A 17,942-nucleotide genomic window follows, 5' to 3' on the forward strand; every position below is an offset into this window, starting at 1 on the left:
ACTGGCACAGTCAGGAACAGACGTTTGAAGATCGGTCCTTATCAACTAAAAAACCAGCTGATTGTTGCGCCCATGGCGGGTGTGACTGATCGGCCATTTCGCGAACTATGCCTGCGCTATGGTGCGGGGATGGCGGTCAGCGAAATGATGTCTTCAAATCCAGATTTGTGGAAAACGTCTAAGTCCCAGAACCGTATGGTTCATGAAGGCGAGTCCGGGATCCGCTCGGTTCAGATTGCCGGTGCCGATCCGAAACTAATGGCCGAAGCGGCGCAGTTCAGTGTTGAAAACGGTGCGCAAATCATCGACATCAACATGGGTTGTCCGGCCAAGAAGGTCAACAAACGCCTGGCGGGCTCGGCACTGCTGCAGTACCCGGCGTTGGTCGAAGAGATCCTGCGTAGCGTGGTCAACGCGGTCGATGTGCCGGTGACGCTGAAAACCCGGACCGGCTGGGATCTGGACAACCGAAACTGTGTCGAGGTTGCCCAAATGGCCGAGCAATGCGGCATTCAGGCCCTCGCCCTTCACGGCCGGACCAAAGCCTGTATGTACAAAGGCGAGGCAGAATACGATTACATCAGAGCGGTGAAAGAAGCGATCTCGATCCCGGTGATAGCGAACGGTGATATCGACTCACCGGAGAAGGCACGCTTCGTACTGGATTACACCGGTGCCGACGCTTTGATGATTGGCCGCCCGGCTCAAGGGCGTCCTTGGATTTTCCAGGAAATCCACCACTACTTAACAACTGGCGAATACTTGCCGGCGCCATCGATGGATGAAGTCGGCAATATCATGCTGGGTCATGTTCAGGAACTTCACCGTTTCTACGGCGAGTATCTCGGGTTGCGCATCGCACGTAAACACGTGTCTTGGTACTTGAAAGAACATGCCCCGGCAGGAGATTTTCGCCGGACCTTCAACGCTATCGAAGCTGCCCAGCAGCAACTCGATGCGCTGCAAGGCTACTTCGAAAACGTTGCATAAATACGAGAAGAGCTGACAGAATATGTTCGAACAAAATCTGACTTCAGAAGCACTAACAGTGACGACTGTAACTTCACAAGACCAAATCACACAGAAGCCACTCCGTGACTCTGTCAAGGCGTCACTCAAGAACTACCTGGCTCAGTTAAACGGTCAGGAAGTCGATGATCTGTACGAGCTGGTTCTGGCTGAAGTTGAACAGCCACTACTGGACACCATCATGCAGTACACCCGCGGCAACCAGACACGCGCAGCGACCATGATGGGCATCAACCGCGGCACTCTTCGTAAGAAGCTGAAAAAATACGGCATGAATTGATTGCCGGCTTCCCTGGAAGCGGACAGAATAAATAAAGGCAGAAACCGAGGTTTCTGCCTTTTGCATTTCTGGGCTTCGGTTGCAAGGCCGGGTTACACTTTAAAGTGTGCCACCCCGGCTTCAATCTGCCCGGCCAGGCGTTTAAGCTCAACGGCCTGCTCACTGGCCAGCGCTACGTCCTCTGCCAACGACTCCGCCACCTGATTGACCCCGGCCGCATTGCTGCGGATCGCACTGGTCGCGCTCGACTGCTCTTCTGCCCCGGCGGCAATCTGCATCGACTGCATGCTAATTTGCTCTATCTGTTCGCTCATTTCACTGAGCTGCTGACCAACCGTATCCACTTCAGTCACACAACTTTCAGCCAGCTGATGGTTGCCGGTCATCACCTGCACCGCTTGCTGTGTCGCCTGTTGCAGCGTTTCAATCATCGTCTGAATTTCAGCCGTCGAGCTGTGGGTTCGCTGCGAGAGCACCCGGACTTCATCAGCAACCACCGCAAAGCCACGGCCCTGTTCTCCGGCGCGCGCCGCCTCAATTGCGGCGTTGAGGGCCAGCAAGTTGATCTGCTCGGCGATATCGCGAATGGTCGAGCTGATGGTGCCAATCTGCGCGCCATGCTGGTTCAGCTCGCGGATCAAAGCCGTCGAGTGACTCACATCCGCCGCCAGTTGCCCAATCGACGTCTGGCTGCGCTGCATATCTTGTTGCCCCTGATGACTCAGCATCGCCGTCTGGCGCACCGCATCGGCACTCTGCTCGGCATTGGCCGCAATTTCCTGGGTCGCCCCGGTCATCTGCTCAACGGCCGTCGCCACCATCACAATATCATTCTGCTGGCGGCGAACCCGCTCACTGCGTGCCGCCGCGCCAGCAGCAACGTCCCCCGCCTGAGTATTCAGCGCCTGCGTCACGGTTTTGAGTTCACGGATCAATTGATGCAGGCGGCTGATAAACACGTTGAAGTTCCGGGCCAGCACCCCAATCTCATCCTGGCTTCGGGTCTCAATCCGCACCGTCAAATCCCCATCACCGTGGGCAATATCAGCCAGTGCCGCCGACACCAGCCTGAGCTCGCGCAACAGCCAGCCCATCAACCAGCTGGTGCCCACCGCCAGCAACAGCGCAACAACCAGCCCGACAATGATCTCTTCCTGCACCCATTGCTGCAGCGGCGCAACCAGCCGCTCATGGTCCATGACAAACACCAGCGACCAGTCCGTATTTGGCACGGGCACCGCCATCAGCCATTTCTTTTGCTCCCCCAGTACCACCGACTGCATTGCCCCTTCGGCTGCAACATCCCGGATCAACGAGGCCGAAAGCTGCTTATCCAGCTCTGCAATCTGTTTGAGGTTCTGCTCGCTATCCTGATGGGCCAGGATCAAACCATTGGCCGCTACCAACATGGCCGCCCCCTCCCCGGGCACGGCTATCCGAATAATATCCTGCGACAGCGCATCCAGTGCCAGGTTGGCACTCACAGCTCCAGCCCACTGCCCCTGGCGATACACAGGCTCTGCAATCGCAACGACCAGCTTGTTGGCTGTCACACTGACAAACGGCGCCGTCACTACCTGGGCCTGTGCGGACAGTGCCGACCGGTACCACCCCCGGCTACGGGGATCGAACCCCGGCGGACTCTTCAGACTCGGATCATGACGATACATTTCCCCTGCCGAAGTGCCAAAATAGGCCAATAAAAAATGGCCACTTTGCTGTCCTTGCTGCAAGATCGGATACACCGCTTCCCCCTGCGCCAGCTTACCCAGTTGTCTACCCATGGCGGACACCGCATCCCGCTTGCCCTCAACCCATTGGCCGATCCCGAAAGCATAACCATCTAAGGTATGGCGACTTTCGTTTTCAATTTGTTGCCAACTTTGGCTCTTCACTGAGTGATAGCCCAAAGAGATAATAATGATTCCGGCCAATAGAATAGAAAAAACACTGGCCAGCACGATTTTTGTTGTGAGTGATTTCATGCTGATTGCTCCTGCAACTTCCTGTCTGCTCCAACACCTGCTTGGCGTCCAGGCTGATCATGCATGCTCAACAGGCCGTTGCGACAACCAAGCGCTGTCCCTGCTAATCAGCCCTGAAATCCGGGCGCTGCCCGTCTCGCGTTGAGTCAATAAAGGAACAAACGCTACGGGCGCTCAGCGGCATCCGATTCAGGCTCGGGTTTCCATCGTTATAAGAGAGGTGGGTCGCATCGGCACAAGGCCAGACAGGGGCCGGAAAAACTGGGATTTGTCGAACGGCTCGGTCTGGCCTATTTTCGACAACAACAACATTGGGAAAAGCGAGAACGGTGCACCGCGCAAGGGCCCCGGCATCACCGAAGGCCCTTGCCGCAGGGATTAGCGGTAGTCACACAGGTAGGCAGTTTCTTTCTCAATTTTGACATGGAAAGACGCATCGCCAGGGACTTCAAAATCATCACCGGCATAATAAGTTTCCCACTCGATATGACCCGGTAGCTTGACCGTCATGGCCCCTTTGACCACAGTCATTCGCTCCGGCGCAGCAGTCGCAAACGTATATTCACCCGGCAGCATCACGCCGATACTGGCACGCTCACCACCGCTTTCAAACCCGATGGACTTAACCTGGCCTTCAAAATATTCATTTACGTTCAACATGATATTCCTTATCTACTTTCCGTAACATCTTCATATCTCGACGCTATCATATTTATTTGCCGGCCCCTAGCAAAAACTACCACCGCAATGCGGAAGTGATATCCGCGCGGCTTTCTGCCCCGGGTTCACGGTGCTTTATCCCCCGCGGCCAGGGCTTCGAGGATCGAGCAATGGCTGGCATCGTCGTTGTCCTCACCGCAACAGGCATCATTGATTTTCTTCAGCGCCATGCGAATCCGGCTCAGCTCGGCGATTTTGCCGTCTATCAGCGTCAGCTTGGCCGAAGTGATCGCTTTTACTTCAGCACAACTATGCTCAGTCGCTTCCAGGCGAATCTCCAGCAGCTCCCGGATCTCATCCAGGCTCAGCCCCAGCTCTTTGGCTTTGAGAATAAAATTGATCTGCTTGAGGCAGGCTTCGTTATATAAACGATAGCCAGAATCACTCCGGCCTGCCGGGGTCAGCAAGCCGTTCTTCTCGTAAAACCGCAAGGTATCGCTACTGACATCGCACAGCTTGGCCAGTTGTCCTATCAGGTACATATCGACTCATCCTTTCTAAAAGCGTCTTGCTGGAAACCCATCCTGCCGCACGGAAAAAGCAAACGTTTGCGCGGCGGTCGAAATGATGTAATATAAGCGCCGTCAACAAAAGGTACTCCACCAGGGGAAATACCGCCTATCGGTCGATTCTACCTGAGGGTATTTGCCAAAATCCAGCTGGAACGCAGCCGGCTTTTGGCAAATATTCCCCCGTGTACAAAAGAGATGGTCACAATGGAAAACGCTCGTCCTATTCGCCGTGCGCTGATCAGCGTATCAGACAAAACTGGAATTGTTGAATTCGCGCAAGCTCTTGCCAATCGTGGTGTTGATATTCTGTCGACCGGCGGGACTGCCCGCCTGCTGGCCGAACAAGGCATCAAAGTTACCGAAGTTTCCGACTATACCGGCTTTCCTGAAATGATGGACGGCCGGGTGAAAACTCTGCACCCGAAAGTACACGGTGGCGTACTGGGTCGCCGCGGCCAGGATGATGCCGTGATGGCTGAGCACGGCATTGACCCGATTGACATGGTAGTGGTGAACCTCTACCCGTTTGCCCAGACCGTTGCCAACCCTGCGTGTACTCTGGCAGATGCAGTCGAGAACATCGATATCGGCGGCCCGACCATGGTTCGTTCGGCAGCGAAAAACCACAAAGACGTGACCATTGTGGTCAACGCCCACGACTATGACCGCATTCTGTCTGAGCTGGAAAGCAACGACGGCTCACTGACCCAGGCCACTCGTTTCGACCTGGCCATTACCGCGTTTGAGCACACAGCCGCCTACGACGGCATGATCGCCAACTATTTCGGCACCATGGTGCCGTCTTACGGCGAGAACAAAGAAGGTGATACAGCGTCGAAATTCCCGCGTACCTTCAACCAGCAGTTCGAGAAGAAGCAGGACATGCGCTACGGCGAGAACAGCCACCAGGCCGCCGCCTTCTACGTCGAGCAGCAGCCGCAAGAAGCCTCGGTCGCCACGGCCCGTCAGATCCAGGGCAAAGCCCTGTCTTACAACAACATCGCCGATACCGACGCGGCGCTGGAGTGTGTCAAAGAGTTTGACCTGCCGGCCTGTGTGATCGTCAAGCACGCGAACCCATGTGGTGTCGCTCTTGGCGACGATATCCTGCAAGCTTATGATCGCGCTTACAAAACCGATCCGACTTCTGCCTTCGGCGGCATCATTGCCTTCAACCGCGAGCTGGATGCAGCGACGGCCACAGCGATTGTCGAGCGCCAGTTTGTTGAAGTGATCATCGCCCCGAGCGTCTCTGCAGAAGCTGTTGCCGTGGTTGCGGCGAAGAAGAACGTCCGCCTGCTTGAATGTGGTGAGTGGTCGACCAAGACCACCGGCTTCGATGTCAAACGCGTCAACGGCGGCCTGCTAGTTCAGGATCGCGATCAGGGCATGGTCGGTCTGGAAGACCTGAAAGTAGTTTCCCAGCGCCAGCCGAGCGACGAAGAGCTGCGTGACGCCCTGTTCTGCTGGAAAGTGGCAAAATATGTCAAATCCAATGCGATTGTCTATGCCAAAGGCAACATGACCATCGGGGTTGGCGCCGGTCAGATGAGCCGCGTCTACTCGGCGAAAATTGCCGGGATCAAAGCCGCGGACGAGAACCTGGAAGTCGCCGGCAGCGTGATGGCTTCCGATGCCTTCTTCCCGTTCCGTGATGGCATCGATGCTGCCGCCGAAGCCGGGATCACCTGTGTGATTCAGCCGGGTGGCTCGATGCGCGACGAGGAAGTGATTGCCGCGGCCGACGAACACGGCATGGCGATGGTCTTCACCGGCATGCGCCACTTCCGCCACTAAAAACCATATTCACACCCAGGCCCCGCATACCGGGCCTGGGTGTTATTCAATTTAAGCTCACAGATTATTGTGAACATAAGCTTTAGCAACTTTTACGCATTTAGCGCAAAGCCATTTTTTTGAGTTCAAGGAAAGCGCACGGCGTTTATGCCGATTAATGAGTACGCTTGACACCGAAATCAGAAGAATGGCGACGCGATAAGGAAGAAAACATGAAAGTTCTGATCATTGGCAATGGCGGCCGCGAGCACGCCCTGGGCTGGAAAGCCGCGCAAAACCCTCAGGTTGAAACTGTCTACGTCGCGCCGGGCAATGCCGGGACTGCGCTGGAACCGAAACTGGAAAACGTCGCCATCGGCGTGGAAGATATCCAGGGGCTGGTCCAGTTTGCCCGGGAGAACCAGATTGACCTGACCATCGTCGGCCCGGAAGCACCGCTGGTGATCGGGGTGGTGGATGCCTTCCGTGCGGCTGAGCTGCCGATTTTCGGTCCGACCGAAGCCGCTGCCCAGCTCGAAGGCTCTAAAGCCTTCACCAAAGACTTCCTGGCCCGTCACCAAATTCCGACCGCGGAATACCAGAACTTTACCGAGATTGAACCGGCGCTGGCCTACCTGCGCGAGAAAGGCGCGCCAATCGTCGTCAAAGCCGATGGCCTGGCAGCCGGCAAAGGCGTGATTGTGGCGATGACGCTGGAAGAAGCCGAAGCCGCCGTGCGTGACATGCTGGCCGGCAACGCCTTCGGTGAAGCCGGTCACCGGGTGGTGATTGAAGAGTTCCTCGACGGCGAGGAAGCAAGCTTCATCGTGATGGTTGACGGTAAGAACGTACTGCCAATGGCCACCAGCCAGGACCACAAGCGGGTCGGCAACGGCGATACCGGACCGAACACCGGCGGCATGGGCGCCTACTCCCCGGCCCCGGTAGTCACGCCAGAAATCCACCAGCGGGTGATGGACGAGGTGATCTACCCGACTGTGCGCGGCATGGCTGCCGAAGGCGCACCTTACACCGGCTTCCTGTATGCCGGCCTGATGATCATGGCCGACGGCACGCCAAAAGTCATTGAATACAACTGCCGTTTCGGCGATCCGGAAACCCAGCCGATCATGCTGCGGATGCAGTCGGATCTGGTTGAGCTATGCCTGGCTGCCATTGACGGTAAGCTCAATACGATGGCGTCGAAGTGGGATCCGCGCGCCTCGATCGGCATCGTGCTCGCTGCCGGCGGCTACCCGGCCAGCTACCACAAAGGCGATGTGATTTCCGGCCTGCCAACGCAAAACACCGAAGGAGAGAAAGTCTTCCATGCCGGTACCTGCATGCAGGAAGGCAATGTGGTGACCAACGGCGGCCGGGTGCTGTGCGCCACGGCGATGGGCGACAGTGTGTCTGCGGCGCAGCAGCGTGCCTACGCCCTGGCCAAGCAGATCAGCTGGAACGGCGTGTTCTGCCGTGATGATATTGGCTACCGCGCAATTGCCCGCGAGCAATGATCGCAAGCGCTCGATAGCACCCTTAAAAAAACGCGCTGAATTCAGCGCGTTTTTTATTGTCAGACATTACCGGTACTATTGGGTTTCCAGCAACACCGGGGGCAGCAAGCACTGCTGGCTGTTATCGGCCAGCAAGAGCACCTGGCTGGCTTCAATGCTGTCGCGCCGCACCTTGCCGGCCAGGGCGACATAGCCGCCAGCCGAGGTCTGGCGCTGTGATACCATACTCTGGGCCGCCTCCGTCACGAAAGTCAGTGGCTTGGCCCGCTGCTCGCCGCACAGGATCATGTGCTGCTGTTGCCAGTAGCCCTGAACTAAGCTCAGCCCGGCCTGACGCTGCTGGCGGAGCACCTGTAGCGCTGTATCCACCTGGCGCAGCGGCTCTGACAGCTCCACCTCTGATAACGGCAACACGCTGCCATCCTGGGTAAAGCGCTGGTAGACCGCTTGTCCCTTGGGATCAAAGCGCAGATGCAGGGTAAACGGCACCAGGGTGTGCTCGTCCCCCACCCGGGTCCCCTGACGCTTCATTTCGCGCAGCTTGCCCTCATGCCAGCGATATTCAGACTCATAACGCCCACCGTGTGCCGTCGTGATCACTTCTGCCAGTTTTACCGGTTGGTTCTGTTGCGAGGTATACCAGTACAATGCCGTCGTGTTGCCGTGCTGATAGCCTGCAGCTTGTGTGGAGAGCGGGGAGATCACTGTATCGGAAACGGCGGTGGTTTCACATCCAGCCAGGAGGGAGAGAAAAACAAAGGGAATAAGACGTTTCATAACAAAAACTCCGCCAGATGCGCTATCTGGCGGAGTATAGATTACTTCACTGAGTCTTTCAGTGCTTTACCTGCCACAAATGCAGGAACGTTCGCCGCAGCGATTTGGATTTCCTGACCGGTTTGTGGGTTACGGCCAGTACGCGCAGCGCGGTGGTTTACTTTAAATGTACCAAAGCCAATTAGTTGAACCTGGTCACCTTCCTTCAGCGCGTCAGCAATACCGTCCAGAGTAGACTCCAGGGCAACTTTCGCTTGAGCTTTGGAAAGATCTGCTTTTTCAGCGATCAGGTCAATCAGTTGGGTCTTGTTCATTAGGTTTCCCTTCTAAGGTTTTTCTTAAGACGCATCAACTCTAATTCAAAAGAAGCCCGTGTGGCAAAGGTTTGTCAGCTATGATGTGGCTAGGTGCGGGCTCTTTAACCATAAACTGAGCGCAAGTTCACAAAATGTTACTTACCGGCCTGCGGAAATAGTTGTATTTATTCCCCGCCGCACCGATTAATATACCTGTCACTCTGTTGTTTGTTCATAAGGTAAGCATGATACTCCTAACGATTTACGTCGCAATCGCGATTGGTGTTTCGTTCATTTGTTCGGTTCTTGAAGCCGTCCTGCTCAGCATTTCGCCGAGCTATATCGGGACCCTGCGTCAGCAAGGCCACCCGTCGGCTGACCGCCTGACAGCCCTGAAAGAAAATATCGACCGTCCACTGGCATCGATTCTGACCCTCAATACCATCGCCCACACCATCGGAGCAGCAACGGCCGGCGCGCAAGCCGCCGTGGTGTTCGGCAGTCAGTGGCTCGGGGTATTCTCCGGCGTTTTAACCATAGGTATCCTGCTGTTCTCCGAAATCATCCCGAAAACCATCGGGGCAACCTACTGGCGCCAGCTGGCCCCGGCCTCCGCCAGTGTGCTGCGCTGGATGGTCTGGGCCCTGACCCCGTTTGTCTGGGTCTCGGAGCAAATTACTCGCCGCCTGTCGCACGGTCACCAGCCACCTAAGCTGCGTGACGAACTATCGGCAATGGCGATGCTGGCCAAGGAATCGGGCGAGCTGGCCGAAGGCGAATCAAAGATCCTGGCCAACCTGCTCCAGTTCCGCGAGGTCAGCGTGACCAAGATCATGACCCCACGTCCGGTCTTGTTCCGGGTCGAAGCGGAGCAACCGATCAATGAATTTCTGTCCGTACACAAAGACAGCCCGTTTTCGCGCCCGCTGGTCTACAGCGAGCAGAAAGATAACATCCTCGGCTTTGTCCACCGCCTGGAGCTGTTTGCCGAAAGCCAGGCCGGTCGCGGCAACTATGAACTCGGCACCCTGATGCGCCCGCTCCCGGTGGTCCTCAACACCGCCAGCGTGCCCAAGGCCTTTGAGCAGCTGATGACAGAGCGCTCTCAGCTGGTGTTGGTGGTCGATGAATACGGCACGGTTCAGGGCCTAGTAACCATGGAAGATATCTTTGAACACCTGGTCGGCGAAGAGATTGTGGATGAAGCCGATAAGAATACCGATATGCAGCAACTGGCTTTTCAGCGCTGGGAGCGTTGGAAGAAAATGCATGGGGTGATCGAGAGCAAAGACGACGAGTCCTGATCCGCTATCGCCGGCATCCGCAGCAATCCATATCCATCATAACTAAGGGGCCCTGCGGCCCCTTTTTGATTTCTATCGTTAACCTTGCCGCGCCGCGCCTTAACCGCGCGACCGATCGAAGGCAACCGCAAACCCCCGGCTTTTCAGCTGTTTGGCAACCACCGCGACACCCAACACCAGGGCGGTCGGAACGGCCCAGCCGGCATAATAGCCATACAACGGCAGTTCGCGGCTCAACACTGCCTGCAGCTCAGCCGGCATGCCGCCGAGAATATGCAGTGCATCCAGGGCACCGAAAACCAGCGCTGTCGCCACCGTGCCGACAACCCCGACCGGAGACAAAGCGCGTCGCAGCGGCGCAATCATCAGCAAGGCAATGGCCACCGGATGCAACGCAACCACAGCCGGCAAGGTGATCGCCAGCAGCTGGTCCAGCCCGATGTTCGCCACCAGCGCCGAGGCCACCATGGTGATCCAGACACAGCCACGGTACGACACCGATGCAAATGTCCGGCTGTAGAACTCACTGCCGGCCGTGGTAACCCCAATCGCCGTGGTCAGACACGCCAGCACCATCACCACGCCCAGCAACAGAGTGCCGAACAGGCCAAACCGCGCCGTGGTAAACGCGGTCAGAATTTCACCGCCGTTGCTATAGTCCTGGCCGCCCTGAGCACTGGTGGCACCGATATAAGCGAGGGAGATATAAACCAGCGCCATGGCGACGGCATACATCAGGGCTGCGATCAGGGTGTATTTGGCCGTTGCTTTCGGACAGCTGACGCCCATACTCTGAATCGCCCGGAAGATGATCCAGCCAAACCCGATCGAGCCCAGGGCATCCATAGTCATATATCCCTGAGTGAGGCCCTCCGCCAGCGCACCGGATACATACGGCCCGGTTGCCGCACCGACGCCACCCGCCGGGGACCACCAGGCCGCGCCAGCCATCACCACCAGGATCAGCAGCAACATCGGCGTCAACCATTTCCCCAGGGTGTCTACCAGCTTGCCGGGGTACAAGGCGAACATCACAGTAGCCAGACAAAATACCAGCGAAAATGGGATCAGGGCAGCGTCACCGACGAAAGGGGCAAAGCTGAACTGGTAGGCAACGGTGATAGCCCGGGGGATCACAAACGCCGGACCGATGACGATAAACACCATCACCCAGAAACTGGTGCCCAACGAGCGTGGCAGGACTGCGGTCAGGTTATCCGAGCCACCCACCAGCGCCACCATCACCAGGGCCAATGCCGGCAGGCCAACCCCGGTCAGCAGGAATCCCAGCATCCCTTCAACCAGGTTCTCTCCGGCCTGGTAGCCCAGAAACGGGGGGAAAATCAAATTGCCTGCACCCAGGTACATGGCAAACGTCATAAAGCCCAAAGCGGCGATGTTGCGTGCACTTAACATAGTCTTCCTCTGTCGGAGTCAGCCTGAAAGGTACGAGCAAGGGAGTGGTCAAGATGAAGGAACGACTCTGCCAGCACATCTCAGGCTGACAGAAAATGGTTCGGCCTGTCAGCCCCGGATAAGTTTCAGAGAGAGCAGGAGGAGCAGGTTTGCCGCCACAACACGCTGGCTGCGGTTGAACAAGCAAGTGGTCAATGTGGTTGATGACATACCCGATCCCGGCTGACGATAAAAAACAGGAAGATACACCTTCCCGATGACCCTAAAGTTATAAACGCCCGGCCGATGCTCTGACAAGCCACAGCCGGGAAGTAAGTGAATTCCTTTGAGATACCGCTAGCATGCTGGTCAATATGACTGGGGAAATCAAGAAATACCAGAGTAAACAACTAAGGTATTGCGCCTTCGGATGCCTGATACGCATAAAAAAAGAGCCTGACGGCTCTTCTTCGTTCCAGGGTGTCAACTTCAGACAACAGGTGCCTTTACAGGGCGATCCCGATGTTGCTGATCGGCTCTTCGCGCAACTCTTTACGCAAGCCTTTGATCAGCTCGATATCACGCGTCTCCGCTTCTTTCAGCGCCCGGAAAATCGCCCACTGCATATCCCACTCGGCACAGACCGCTTCATTGGCTTTCTGATTGTCGTTGCTGATCGCCTCCCCGGTCTGGGCAAATTCCAGATCTGCCACCGTCTCTGCCGACAGCGAACTCAGCTTCACCAGGGTTTCCAGCATCAGATCCCGATCCAGCAGGGCATGAAGCAGATCCGCCAGCGCCATACAGGCATCAATGGCCGGGTTGACCGCATACAGATCGTAATCTTCAGCGCTCGGGACCAGCTCTTCAAGTTTCTCCAGTTGCTTCTCAAAGTCGATCTTGGCCGATTTCACCGTCAGGATCTCCCAAATACTGTCGAGGATCAGGCGGTATTTCTGGGCATCGGCAAACTCAGTTTCCCGGCAGAAAAACGCATAATTCGGGTACATCCGCTCGCACAGGGAAACCATAAAGGTCATATGTTGCCAGGGCTCTAATTTTTCTAGACGAAGCTGAACAGGATTCTTTAGCATGGAGTCATCTGCGGTAGTGATTTGAATAGGATTTTACTTGATTCGCCGCGTCGGAAAAAGGAAAAAGGAATGCACAAGGTACTAATCATCTCGAAACAACAGCCCCTGCGCAACCCGATCGTTTCGAGCGCGGCTGCTAACCTCCAACCAGAGTAAACCAGGGAGCCTCCATGGCATCGCAACAACTTGATAACCTGCTGGATCAAATTCGCCGCTGCGAGATCTGCAAAGATCATCTCCCACTCGGCCCACGGCCGGTGATCCAGGCAGCCAGCAGCGCCAAGCTGATGATTGTCGGTCAGGCGCCGGGAACCCGGGTGCATGCGAGCGGGATCCCGTGGAACGATCCGAGCGGTGATCGGCTCCGATCCTGGCTGGCACTGGATCGGGGCACCTTCTACGATCCCAAACAAATCGCCATCATGCCGATGGGGCTGTGCTATCCGGGTAAAGGCAAGTCCGGCGATCTACCGCCACGGCCGGAATGTGCCCCACAGTGGCACCCGCAAGTCTGGCCGCTGTTGCCGGAAGTCGGCATGACCCTGCTGGTCGGCCAGTATGCCCAGCAACGCTACCTCCCGGACAAGCCCAAAACCCTGACCGAGACCGTCAGAGTCTGGCGGCAATGGGCGCCGCGCTATATTCCGATGCCTCATCCCTCACCGCGCAATACGCTGTGGCTGAAGAAAAACCCATGGTTTGAAGCCGAGGTGGTGCCGTATATCCGCGATTATGTCCACCAGCACCTGGGGATTGCCGAAGGGTAACGTTCGGACATAAAAAAAGCCCACGCAATCCACTGCATGGGCTTTTCAATCATGTTGCTCCGGACAACATGTTATTTGTGGTACGGCTTCGACAGCTCGTGCACAGCTTCGACAAACACACCGGCATTTTCCGGCGGTACATCGAGATGGATCCCGTGGCCCAGGTTAAACACATGGCCGGTACCGCCATGGCCAAAGCCTTCCAGAATCGTCGCGACCTCTTGGCGAATGCGCTCAGGTTGTGCGTACAGCATGGATGGATCCATGTTGCCCTGCAGCGCCACTTTGTCGCCGACACGGCGCTTGGCATCGGCAATATTGATAGTCCAGTCCAGGCCCACCGCATCACAGCCGGTCGCTGCGATTTGCTCAAGCCACATGCCGCCATTCTTGGTAAACAGGGTGACCGGGACGCGGCGACCATCGTTTTCACGGATCAGCCCGTCGACAATCTTATGCATGTAGCGCAGGGAGAACTCGTTGTAATCACGCGGGGTCAGCACGCCACCCCAGGTATCAAACACCATCACCGACTGGGCACCGGCTTTGATCTGGGCATTCAGGTACTCAACCACACTATCGGCCAGTTTATCCAGCAGTGCATGCAAGGTCGCCGGCTCGGCGTACATCATCTTCTTGATTTTGGTGAACGCTTTCGAGCTGCCACCTTCGACCATATAAGTTGCCAGGGTCCATGGGCTACCCGAGAATCCGATCAAAGGCACTTCGCCCTGCAGATCTTTGCGGATCTGGCGCACGGCATTCATCACATACTGCAACTCACCTTCCGGATCCGGCAGGCCAATTTTATCCACATCGGCCTTGCAGGTGATTGGACGCTCAAACTTTGGTCCTTCACCGGCTTCGAAATACAGCCCCAGGCCCATCGCATCCGGAATGGTCAGGATATCTGAAAATAGAATGGCAGCATCCAACGGAAAACGGCGCAGCGGCTGTAGCGTCACTTCACTCGCCAGCTCAGCATTCTTGCACAGTGACATGAAGTCGCCGGCCACACTGCGGGTTGCACGGTACTCCGGCAGATAACGGCCGGCCTGGCGCATCATCCACACTGGGGTGCAATCGACCGGCTGCTTCAGCAGCGCACGTAGGTAGCGGTCATTCTTTAATTCGCTCATTCGGGACTCCCTGGGTAAATTCTGCGGCGTATTGTATCACTCCAGGTCGGCAACAAAAGAGCGCGATTGTTAAGCAGATCATGTTTATCACAACAATCCACGCACCGGGTTTGCGACATCACACGCTACCGTGGTACAAAATCTGCGCGCTAGCAATAATAACAATGATATTGCTCGTCACAGAGCACGATAACTGCACCTTACCCCTCCCCGCGGAGGGTTTTTTTATGCCCTAAACAGGCCAGTGACAGCACAGATATAGCCATGGCCATACCCGGCAAAGCCCCCAGCCAGCAAAGTTCCGAAGCCCTAATACCAATCACAGTCGTCAGTGTTCAGAAATAGCGCAGGAAAAATCCTTGAGAACAAGGTGGGATTTTTCGATAAGCAGTTATTCTACATTCAAAAACCCTAACGCAGTTATCGCGCGTTTTAACAAGCTAGGATGACCAGTTACTTGCAATGATTAGTATAAGATCAAGAAAGGAGGCTCACGCCTCCTTTGCCCTCACATGACGGCATCGACCGCCTGCATCCGTTAGCCCGCAATCAACTCGCAGACTTTTTTAGTGATCCCGGCTAAATACCCTTGAGCCAGGTAGGACGGACACAAGGCTGCCTGTACTTCAGAGGAATGCTTCAGGTACCCCTCTGCCCCTGTCAGTTTATGATCCAGGCAGTGTTGGGTCGCAACAGCTAACGCCGTCTGATAGTGCTGGTGTTTGGGCAACGCTAAGGTCTCCAGCACGCCTTTCGCCACATCCGCCTCTTGACAGTAATCGGCATTGCGCTGCACGGCCGGTGCGAAGAACGGGACCGATGCGGTCGATGAAACCTGCTTCAGCGACCGTTGCCCCTGCTGGAACAGCATATCCGCCGGGGCAGAGAAATGAGTCAGCGTTTGAGCATACTCATAGGTACAGGCCGCATTCCCGTAGCGGTAACATGGCGCGTAATATTGCTCAGCCTGCATCAGGTAGATAGCGGTAAACTCACGATTGTTCGCCAACTGCGGGTACTGCAACGCCAAGCCTTTGCCAACACCGACCACATCTTCAAGGCTCACCGTGCTCGTTAGCGATTTCAGAAACGCCACCCCAGCCTGATCAACCAATGTCTGCCAGGTCGCTCCCCGCTCTGCCGGACTGACATCCTGCAAATGCGTGATCACCTCTGTCCAGGCCTGCTGCCGGGCCAGTTGCTGGAGCTCATCGAGCGAGTAAACCTGCTGCTCGGCCTGAGCGCCGACCGCTACCAGCGCCAAACCGATAACCGCGACCCGGGCACCAGATTTCAAGCGTTCCATCATCTTATCAACCCCATGCATCCTGCAGTAGTTTCGCGAACTTACTATTGTAGGTCCCATTCCCGTTGAGTTTGATATTCAGCTCAGTCCCATCCGGTGACAGGCTAAAGCTGGTATCACGCTCAGTGATCTTGCTTTGACCACTGAAATTCAATTTCTTCAGCTTACTGAATTCTGCTTTATACAGCTCGGCATGATCAATGGTGGTACACAGCGCCACCATATCGTCATAAATGTTATTAACCTGACCACCAACCCAGCCCGCCACGTTGACTGGATCCACGCGTGCTTCCTGATAGTCATACCCGGACCAAGCTTGCCAGTCGATACTGGCTTTCAGCTCAGCATTCCCACATTTTTGTTGGACCCGGGCGACCTCGCTTTCAACGACATCCTGAGACACCAGTTGCTTGGCTTTCACCTTGAGCCCCGCGGCGTTGGCGCCGCCAACCAGCGACATAGCACATAAAACCAGAGCAATGTGACGATATTTCATAACAACCTCAGTTCATATTTATTTCAAGTTTATGAGCGGTGTTGTATATTATTTTGGCGCTCACATCTACACCTGGCCCAAATGAAATTCGGAATATGAAGCAGTATCGTACAACGGTGTAATTGAGTTTATTCTCATCACATTAGCTCAATCGTCGCCTCGATCAGCGCCCGGGCAATGGTACCCGGTGGTGCCAACGGTGGCAGGTGCGCGGCATCAGCCCAGATCGCATCACTGAGCTCGGTATAGTCCGGTTTGAGTGTCCCGCCGGCATAATCGGCCAGAAACCCCATCATCAGGTTGGAGGGAAACGCCCACGGCTGACTGCCGAAATAGCGGATATTGGTGATCTCAATCCCGGTTTCTTCCATCACTTCCCGAGCCACACACTGCTCCAGGGTTTCGCCGGCTTCGACAAATCCTGCAATGACGGTATACATCCCGGTTTTATGCCTTGGGTGTTGCGCCAGCAGAATTTGATTCTCTTTTCGTACTGCCACGATCACGCAGGGAGAGAGGCGGGGATAATGATGGGCCTGGCATCCCTGACAGTGCATCGCCAACTCGTGGCGGGCCAGCACACAGCGCGCACCGCAGATGGCGCAAAACGCCTGGCTGGAGAGCATATGCGACAACTGCGTCGCCTTACCGGCCAAGCTGAATAATTCGCCATCCAGATGTAGTAATTCCCTTTGAGAATAAAACCTACCTTGGTCATTACTTTCAGTCACTTCGAGCCAATACACCGGCTTCCCCTGAAAATGACCAATTAAGCGAGCATTCTCGCAAGAAAATACCAACTGCTTCGGTGTCATGAGAGGAAGTGTTTGATTTTCTAAATATAATTGGCGTTCTCTCACGATGCACCAATAGGCGGCCTCTTGGTTATTTAACATCAATGTTACATCCATCCTTGCAGGGTTAGTTTTTTACTGGCAATCTAAACTTATCGCGGAGTCAATCCGTCAGACAAGGGTCTCTTTTTAAAGAGATTCAACTGTAGTCTAGTCAGTATTGATACTGGCCGATCATGAGGGCATGGTCATGCTAAGTAAATTCGAGCAAGTTCAACAACAGTGGGGCGGCACCAGCGATGTCATCGATCACTGGCTGATGTCGAGGCAACAACTGCTCATCGACTATTGCAAGCTCGCGGGGCTTCCCCCCTTTGAGCACAAACAACGCCAGCTTCCGACCGCGGCGCAGCTACAACTCTTTTCCCAACAGTTAGTCGATTATATCTCTGAAGGTCACTTCAAAATCTATGACATGGTGATGGCCCGCTGGAATGCCACCGGCTACTCCCCTACGGAAGAAATTTCGACCCTATACTCCCAGATCACCGAAACCACCGATCCGCTGCTGAATTTCACGGATCGCTACGGCGATATCAAAGAAGATGACGAGATCCCCGACTTTGATAACGACTTGTCTGCTGTCGGTGAATTGATTGAATCACGCTTTGAGCTGGAAGACGAATTAATTGAGCTGATCAGCGAAAGTCTGGCTTGCCCACCGGGCGCCTGAGCTTTACCAGCACTCAGTCCTG

At 55.6% G+C, this 17,942-nt stretch carries 18 protein-coding genes; 7 read left to right on the forward strand and 11 right to left on the reverse strand.

Annotation, left to right across the window (positions count from 1 at the left end; translation table 11 throughout):
* Window positions 1–24 precede the first annotated feature (24 nt).
* Entirely contained in the window at window positions 25–990 is a 966-nt protein-coding gene (gene dusB / locus NNL38_RS15015) for a tRNA dihydrouridine synthase DusB (RefSeq protein ID WP_255388804.1), read from the forward strand.
* 22 nt (window positions 991–1,012) lie between these two features.
* Window positions 1,013–1,309, forward strand: coding sequence for a DNA-binding transcriptional regulator Fis (gene fis, locus NNL38_RS15020; protein WP_005372656.1), 297 nt, complete (start codon window positions 1,013–1,015; stop codon window positions 1,307–1,309).
* A 92-nt stretch (window positions 1,310–1,401) separates the two neighbouring features.
* Here the strand turns inward: fis and NNL38_RS15025 are convergent, their stop codons facing one another.
* The 3 genes from NNL38_RS15025 to zntR all read right to left on the reverse strand — a co-directional run bounded on the left by NNL38_RS15025 (window position 1,402) and on the right by zntR (window position 4,496).
* Window positions 1,402–3,294 (reverse strand): methyl-accepting chemotaxis protein, encoded by a 1,893-nt coding sequence (locus NNL38_RS15025; protein ID WP_255388805.1) that lies wholly within the window; start codon window positions 3,292–3,294, stop codon window positions 1,402–1,404.
* Window positions 3,295–3,672: 378 nt separating this feature from the next.
* The gene (gene ppnP, locus NNL38_RS15030; RefSeq protein ID WP_255388806.1) at window positions 3,673–3,954 is read right to left on the reverse strand and encodes a pyrimidine/purine nucleoside phosphorylase; all 282 of its coding nucleotides are present in this window, start codon (window positions 3,952–3,954) and stop codon (window positions 3,673–3,675) included.
* Window positions 3,955–4,079: 125 nt separating this feature from the next.
* On the reverse strand, window positions 4,080–4,496 hold the full coding sequence (gene zntR / locus NNL38_RS15035) for a Zn(2+)-responsive transcriptional regulator (protein ID WP_255388807.1): 417 nt from the start codon (window positions 4,494–4,496) through the stop codon (window positions 4,080–4,082).
* A 234-nt stretch (window positions 4,497–4,730) separates the two neighbouring features.
* Here zntR and purH point away from each other — a divergent pair, with 234 nt between their 5' ends.
* Together purH and purD are read left to right on the forward strand one after the other, a co-directional pair.
* A complete protein-coding gene (purH, locus tag NNL38_RS15040) occupies window positions 4,731–6,323 on the forward strand; it encodes a bifunctional phosphoribosylaminoimidazolecarboxamide formyltransferase/IMP cyclohydrolase (protein ID WP_255388808.1) in 1,593 nt (530 codons plus the stop codon).
* A 212-nt stretch (window positions 6,324–6,535) separates the two neighbouring features.
* Window positions 6,536–7,819 (forward strand): phosphoribosylamine--glycine ligase, encoded by a 1,284-nt coding sequence (purD, locus tag NNL38_RS15045; RefSeq protein WP_255388809.1) that lies wholly within the window; start codon window positions 6,536–6,538, stop codon window positions 7,817–7,819.
* A gap of 75 nt (window positions 7,820–7,894) precedes the next feature.
* Here purD and NNL38_RS15050 read toward each other — a convergent pair whose 3' ends face one another.
* Window positions 7,895–8,596 (reverse strand): DUF1481 domain-containing protein, encoded by a 702-nt coding sequence (locus tag NNL38_RS15050; protein WP_255388810.1) that lies wholly within the window; start codon window positions 8,594–8,596, stop codon window positions 7,895–7,897.
* A gap of 41 nt (window positions 8,597–8,637) precedes the next feature.
* Window positions 8,638–8,910 (reverse strand): nucleoid-associated protein HU-alpha, encoded by a 273-nt coding sequence (gene hupA / locus NNL38_RS15055; protein WP_255388811.1) that lies wholly within the window; start codon window positions 8,908–8,910, stop codon window positions 8,638–8,640.
* A 227-nt stretch (window positions 8,911–9,137) separates the two neighbouring features.
* Here hupA and NNL38_RS15060 point away from each other — a divergent pair, with 227 nt between their 5' ends.
* Window positions 9,138–10,196 (forward strand): CNNM domain-containing protein, encoded by a 1,059-nt coding sequence (locus tag NNL38_RS15060; protein WP_255388812.1) that lies wholly within the window; start codon window positions 9,138–9,140, stop codon window positions 10,194–10,196.
* 99 nt (window positions 10,197–10,295) lie between these two features.
* Here NNL38_RS15060 and brnQ read toward each other — a convergent pair whose 3' ends face one another.
* On the reverse strand, window positions 10,296–11,612 hold the full coding sequence (gene brnQ / locus NNL38_RS15065) for a branched-chain amino acid transport system II carrier protein (protein WP_255388813.1): 1,317 nt from the start codon (window positions 11,610–11,612) through the stop codon (window positions 10,296–10,298).
* A gap of 485 nt (window positions 11,613–12,097) precedes the next feature.
* Complete coding sequence (locus NNL38_RS15070; protein WP_255388814.1) at window positions 12,098–12,685, reverse strand: YjaG family protein; 588 nt, start codon at window positions 12,683–12,685, stop codon at window positions 12,098–12,100.
* A gap of 170 nt (window positions 12,686–12,855) precedes the next feature.
* Between NNL38_RS15070 and NNL38_RS15075 the strand changes: the two genes are divergently transcribed.
* A complete protein-coding gene (locus NNL38_RS15075; RefSeq protein ID WP_255388815.1) occupies window positions 12,856–13,452 on the forward strand; it encodes a uracil-DNA glycosylase family protein in 597 nt (198 codons plus the stop codon).
* A gap of 71 nt (window positions 13,453–13,523) precedes the next feature.
* Here NNL38_RS15075 and hemE read toward each other — a convergent pair whose 3' ends face one another.
* From hemE to nudC, 4 genes are all read right to left on the reverse strand, one after another.
* Entirely contained in the window at window positions 13,524–14,591 is a 1,068-nt protein-coding gene (gene hemE, locus NNL38_RS15080) for a uroporphyrinogen decarboxylase (protein WP_255388816.1), read from the reverse strand.
* A gap of 538 nt (window positions 14,592–15,129) precedes the next feature.
* A complete protein-coding gene (locus NNL38_RS15085; protein WP_255388817.1) occupies window positions 15,130–15,900 on the reverse strand; it encodes a hypothetical protein in 771 nt (256 codons plus the stop codon).
* 4 nt (window positions 15,901–15,904) lie between these two features.
* On the reverse strand, window positions 15,905–16,393 hold the full coding sequence (locus NNL38_RS15090) for a hypothetical protein (protein WP_255388818.1): 489 nt from the start codon (window positions 16,391–16,393) through the stop codon (window positions 15,905–15,907).
* 137 nt (window positions 16,394–16,530) lie between these two features.
* Window positions 16,531–17,289, reverse strand: coding sequence for an NAD(+) diphosphatase (gene nudC / locus NNL38_RS15095; RefSeq protein ID WP_255388819.1), 759 nt, complete (start codon window positions 17,287–17,289; stop codon window positions 16,531–16,533).
* Between the two features lie 148 nt (window positions 17,290–17,437).
* Here nudC and rsd point away from each other — a divergent pair, with 148 nt between their 5' ends.
* Window positions 17,438–17,920 carry a sigma D regulator gene (rsd, locus tag NNL38_RS15100; RefSeq protein ID WP_255388820.1) on the forward strand — a complete coding sequence of 161 codons (483 nt, stop codon included), beginning with the start codon at window positions 17,438–17,440 and terminating at the stop codon, window positions 17,918–17,920.
* Window positions 17,921–17,942 lie beyond the last annotated feature (22 nt).

It is taken from the genome of Photobacterium atrarenae (genome assembly GCF_024380015.1).
Lineage (GTDB): Bacteria > Pseudomonadota > Gammaproteobacteria > Enterobacterales > Vibrionaceae > Photobacterium > Photobacterium atrarenae.